At 70.2% G+C, this 5,461-nt stretch carries 4 protein-coding genes; 3 read left to right on the forward strand and 1 reads right to left on the reverse strand.

The features are described from left to right. The 3 genes from DMB66_RS64950 to rny form a co-directional block, all read left to right on the forward strand. The coding region (locus DMB66_RS64950) for an LPXTG cell wall anchor domain-containing protein (RefSeq protein ID WP_125811925.1) at positions 1-455 on the forward strand (455 nt) is incomplete at its 5' end. Positions 456-1,718: 1,263 nt separating this feature from the next. Further along, positions 1,719-2,414, forward strand: a complete 696-nt coding sequence (locus DMB66_RS54555; RefSeq protein ID WP_125811926.1) for a hypothetical protein — start codon at positions 1,719-1,721, stop codon at positions 2,412-2,414. Positions 2,415-2,789: 375 nt separating this feature from the next. Continuing rightward, complete coding sequence (gene rny / locus DMB66_RS54560; protein ID WP_125811927.1) at positions 2,790-4,514, forward strand: ribonuclease Y; 1,725 nt, start codon at positions 2,790-2,792, stop codon at positions 4,512-4,514. 136 nt (positions 4,515-4,650) lie between these two features. Here rny and DMB66_RS54565 read toward each other — a convergent pair. Next, positions 4,651-5,461: amino acid ABC transporter permease (locus DMB66_RS54565; protein WP_148112886.1), on the reverse strand; the 811-nt coding region annotated here is incomplete at its 5' end.

A 5,461-nucleotide genomic window follows, 5' to 3' on the forward strand; every position in this document is an offset into this window, starting at 1 on the left:
ACCCCGGTGGTGAAGACCCGGGTGGTGAAGACCCCGGTGGCGAGGATCCGGGTGGCGAGGATCCGGGCGGCGAGGATCCGGGTGGAGAGGACCCCGGTGGTGAAGACCCGGGTGGCGAGACTCCGGGTGGCGAGACTCCGGGTGGGGGTGGTGGCTCCGGCCCCACCGACCCGGCGACTCCGCCTGATTCCGACACGGGCGGCGGTTCCGAGAGCGGCGACGACGGTGACGACGGCGAGGGTTCGGACGACGGCGGCGGCTCCGGCAACGGGGACAACGACGGCGACTCCAATACCGCGGGCAGCGGAGGCGGTTCCAACTCGGGCGGCGGAGGTCTTCCGGTGACCGGCTTCAACACCATCGGCATCGCGGGCCTCGGCGCAGCGATCGCCGCAGGTGGCGTCGGGCTCGTCCTCGTGACGCGGCGTCGTCGCCCCGAGGGCGCGGACGCCTGACCCACTCTTGATCAAGCGGCCCGCAAGCGGGCCATCAAACGGCCCGCGAGCACCCAATCCCGACAGGCCGGGCACTCGCGAGCGCATGACCCTGACCGGCCGGGCGCTCGCCGCGCCTGACCTTGGCGGACCCGGCCGACCAGGTCAGCGCGAAACCTGGTCGGTCCGGCCCGGCCGTTAGCTGAACCCGGCAGCTGAGCCGGTAGATGAATGACGATGGACCCGTAGCTCACCACGCTCCGGGTCCATCGTCGTCAATGGATCTACCAGGGCTTCCCCGAAGGTGTCGGACTGGTAATCTGCTGCGTCGTGACAGACGACTCCCACCCTGCTCGGCGCGGTGGCGGCCCGCTTCGCGAGGACGCCGACGCGACGGCTCAGGTCGTCCAGCACACCGGGGCCACCACCTCCCCGGAGGCGCCCGTTCAGGTTCCGCCCGCTGAGGCCGAAATGCCTGCTCAGCACCCCGGCGCGGCGCATCAACCCGACCCGGCCCCGGTCCATCCGCACTCCGTGCCGCCGACCTACCCGCAGGGTGTCCAGCCCTACGGAGCCCCGACACCGGCTGCCCCTCCCGCGACCCCGGACATCACTCCCGGAGCGACGGCGGCGGCATCTACAAATGGGGTCACAAGCGGCATACCGCCTATGCGAAGCGACATGTCGGGCGGCTATGGCCCATTCCACAACGGCGCCGACCAGCCGAGCGACGCCCACCCCGCCGCCTGGCCCGGCAACCCTTCCGGAATCAACCCGACCGCCGGAAGCCCGACCGCCGGAAGTCCGACCGCCGGAAGTCCGACCGCCGGCGCGATGCCGGCTGCGATCACTGGCCCGACTCCGACGCCGGGCGCGGCCTCGGCTTACGGCGAGACGCAGTCCTCGGGAGCAGGCCCGCCCTTCGGTGAGACCCCGGCCTCAGGATCAGGCCCGGCCTACGACGGCGCCCCTGCCCCGGGAACAATCCCGCCCTTCAGCGAGACCCCGACCTCAGGACCAGGCCCGGCCTACGACGGCACCCCCGCCTCAGGAGCAATCCCGCCCTACAGCGGGACCCCAACCGCCGGAGCGGGTCCGGCATACGGAGGTGCGCCGGCCTCCGGAGCGGGCCAGGCCTACGGCGGGACACCGACCTCGGGAGCGGGCCAGGCCTACGGCGGCACCCCGACCTCAGGAGCAGGCCCAACCTCCGGCCCACCCAACTGGTCAGCCGCCGACCCGATCTCCGGCGGCACCCCCGCCGTGGACCCGTACGGTTTCTCGGTGGTTCCGTCCTACGCCCCCGGCCCCCGCATCGAGCCGACCCCCAAGCAGCCCAAAGGCCGTTTCCTCCTACCGGCCCTCGCCGGCTTGCTCGCCGGGCTTCTGATCTTCGGCACCGGCGGCTGGTTCCTTGGCCGGTCCACCGGCGGCGACCCGGGTCCCGCGCCGGCCGTCGCCCAGTCCGCCCCGGCTCCGGACGGCGGCGCTCTGCCCCCGTACGAGCAGAACCAGGTCGCGATCAATCAGCCGAAGTTCACCGGCCCGCTCGCCCCCGTCGCGCAGGGCTGGCTTTCTCAGGTCTCCGGCTGTTCGCGCAGCGGCGACCCGGGTGGTCCGGTTCTCAACAAGGGGGAGAAGACCCGGGTCCGCTGCGAGATGGACGCCATGAGTTTGATCTTCGTGGAGTACGCCACCATCGCCGACCGGGACAAGGCCAGGGTGAAGACGCTTGGGCAGAACGTCGATGCGCGGACCCTCACTCCGGGCGTCGGGGCTGCCGTTGAGCGGGCCACTCCCTCCGGCCGGACGACCGGCAACTACGTGGAGTACGCGTACCAGGCCTCCGGCAAGACTGTCAGCGGCATCTGGTGGGATGACTCCGCTACCCCGGTGGCCGCCTACCTGCTTGCTTTCTGGAAGGAAGGGGCCGGGCAGAAGTGGGAGCCGATGCGCGACGTCTGGGCCCGCTACGCCTGAATTGCCCCCCAACGTACCTGAGCAGGGCGTGAGCGGGTCTGTGCCGTACGTCCTATCCGCTGCCGAATCATGAGTCCTTGACCGAAGCGGCACTTGCGACCTAGCCTCGCGTTACACACGGTTTGCTCGACCATTGCAGGCTAAGCGCACAACATAGATGGCATCACATTACGGCATCACTTCAGGCGCAGGGCGCCGTCGATGCCTCCGCCGCCCGCAGACCGCGCGGGCGGGGGCGAGACATACCCTGCGGTCGGTCCTCGACGCCGCACCTGGCGCCGGCGGCTGGTTGCGCCTACGGTCAGTCGCCTTGGTCGGGCATTCCCTCGAGACAGCTGCGCAGCGGTGCTGAGCGGTGAAGGGAGACTCGGCGAGATGACCGCCCTGGAGTGGGTACTCATGGTGGCGTTCGTCGTTCTCGCCGCCATCGTGGTGGTCGGCTTGATCCTGGGCGTCCGTGCGCTGCGTCAGCTGCAGGAGACCAAGACCGCCGACCGGGACCGCCGCGAGCAGACGCTTGACGACGCCAAGGCCAAGGTCGACGACGCGAACGCGAAGGCCGCATCCGTACGGGCGGAGGTCGCCGCCGCCAAGGCCGAGGCCACCGCCGCGCGGGCCGAGGCCCGCCGGGTTCTTGAGGCCGCGCACGAGGAGGCCGACACGGTCCTCGAGCACGCGCACCGCCAGGCGGAGTCGGACGCGGAGCAGGTCCGCACGGCAGCCCGGCGCAGCGGCGAGCGCGAGGTCGCCCTGCTGAACGCGACGGCCAAGGAGCACGCGGCGGAGGTCGAGCGCCGCGCCGCCCGGATAGACGAACGGGAGCGGCTGCACGCCGACGAGGTGGAACGCCTGGTCGAGCGGGAGCGCCGGCTCGCCGCGATGGACACCGACCTGGCGACCCGCGAGTCCGCCCTGACGGTTCGCGAGGCCGAGCTGACCGTCGCCGAGGAGAATCGCCGCAAGGAACTCGAGCGGGTCGCGGGCCTGACCGCCGACGCCGCGCGCAGCGAACTGATCGACACGATCGAGACCCAGGCCAAGCGCGAGGCCGCGATCCTCATCCGCGACATCGAGAGCGACGCGAAGCACACCGCGGACACCCGGGCCCGGCACATCGTGGTCGACGCGATCCAGCGGATCGCCAGCGAGCAGACCTCGGAGAGCGTGGTCAGCGTCCTGCACCTGCCGAGCGACGAGATGAAGGGCCGCATCATCGGCCGTGAGGGCCGCAACATCCGGGCCTTCGAGTCGACGACGGGTGTCAACCTGATCATCGACGACACGCCGGAGGCGGTGCTGCTCTCCTGCTTCGACCCGGTGCGCCGCGAGGTGGGCCGGCTGACGCTGGAGAAGCTGGTCCTCGACGGGCGAATCCACCCGCACCGCATCGAAGAGGTCTTCGACAGCGCCAAGAACGAGGTCGACCGGCTCTGCGAGCGCGCGGCCGAGGAGGCCCTGGTCGACGTCGGCATCACCGACATCCACCCGGAGCTGGCGACTCTGCTGGGCCGACTGCGATACCGCACCAGCTACGGCCAGAACGTGCTCAAGCACCTGGTCGAGACGGCCCACATCGCCGGCATCATGGCCGCCGAGCTGGGCCTGGACGTCCCCACCATCAAGCGGTCGGCGTTCCTGCACGACATCGGCAAGGCGCTGACTCACGAGGTGGAAGGCAGCCACGCGCTGATCGGCGCCGACCTGGCCCGCAAGTACGGCGAGTCCGAGGACGTGGTGCACGCCATCGAGGCGCATCACAACGAGGTCCAGCCGCAGACGGTCGAGGCCGTGCTCACCCAGGCCGCGGACGCCTGCTCGGGCGGGCGGCCGGGCGCGCGCCGGGAGAGCCTCGAGGCCTACGTGAAGCGCCTCGAACGGATCGAGGAGATCGCGGCCGGCAAGGTCGGCGTCGACAAGGTCTTCGCGATGCAGGCGGGCCGCGAGATCAGGGTGATGGTCCGGCCGGAGGACGTGGACGACATCGGCGCGGCGGTCCTGGCCCGCGACGTGGCGAAGCAGATCGAGGAGGAGCTGACCTATCCCGGCCAGATCAGGGTGACGGTCGTCCGCGAGTCGAGGGTGACGGAGCTGGCCCGCTAGCCGGTTCTGGCTGAGAGGCGAGCCCGGCCTGGGGTTCGACACATAGATCGTCAGCACGGGGCATACCAATGGTGGCCGGTATCGCGCCCGAAGGCAGGAAACCCCCCGTCGCATGCGACGGGGGGTTTCTCCGGCTCTAAGGCGTGGCCACTCCTTGGGCTTCGACGACCGTGTCGGGGGGCATGGCGGTCGGTAGCGCCCGGGTCTTGGGGCCCCGGGCCAGCCGGCGCTGAATGTACTGGGCTAGCTTCGACAGCGAGTAGTTCACTGCGATGAAGAGCACACCGATCACCGCGTACACCTGGATGGGGTTGTCCAGCACGCCGATGATCTGCTTGCCGACGTTGAGCAGCTCCTCGTAGCTGATGATGAAGCCGAGCGAGGTGTCCTTGAGCACCACGACCAGCTGGCTGATCAGCGCCGGCAGCATGATCCGGCTGGCTTGCGGCAGCAGGATCAGCAGGGTGGTCTGCAGCGGAGAGAGGCCGATCGCGGCCGCGGCCTCGCGCTGCCCGAACGGCAGGCCCTCCATGCCGGAGCGCAGGATTTCGCCGATGACCACGGAGTTGTAGACCGTCAGGCCAATCACCAGATACCAGAGGGTGTTCATGCTGACGCCGAACTCCGGGAGGCCGCGCGCCACGAAGAAGATGGTGATGACCACCGGCAGTCCGCGGAACACCTCGATGCACATCCGGGTGATCGCCGAGAGGAACGCGCTGAGACCGCGGAGCAGGTAGGAGGCCGGGGCGGCGAAACCGGTGAAGCGGCGCTTGTTGAGCTCCTTGAGCTGGATCCGCAGCACCGCGAGCAGGGTGCCGACCACCAGCGAGCTGACAATGGCCAGCACCGCGGCGAGCAGGGTGTTCTTGATGCCGACGAACAGCCGGTCCCAGACCTGGGAGAAGTTCTCGTTGCCGGGGTCGATCAGCGGACCCCAGAGGTCC

This window comes from Actinoplanes sp. ATCC 53533, from assembly GCF_003947245.1.

Bases quoted from the DNA above. Each gene is read 5' to 3' on its own strand.
- rny (WP_125811927.1), top strand. From the start codon at position 2,790: ATGACCGCCCTGGAGTGGGTACTCATGGTGGCGTTCGTCGTTCTCGCC.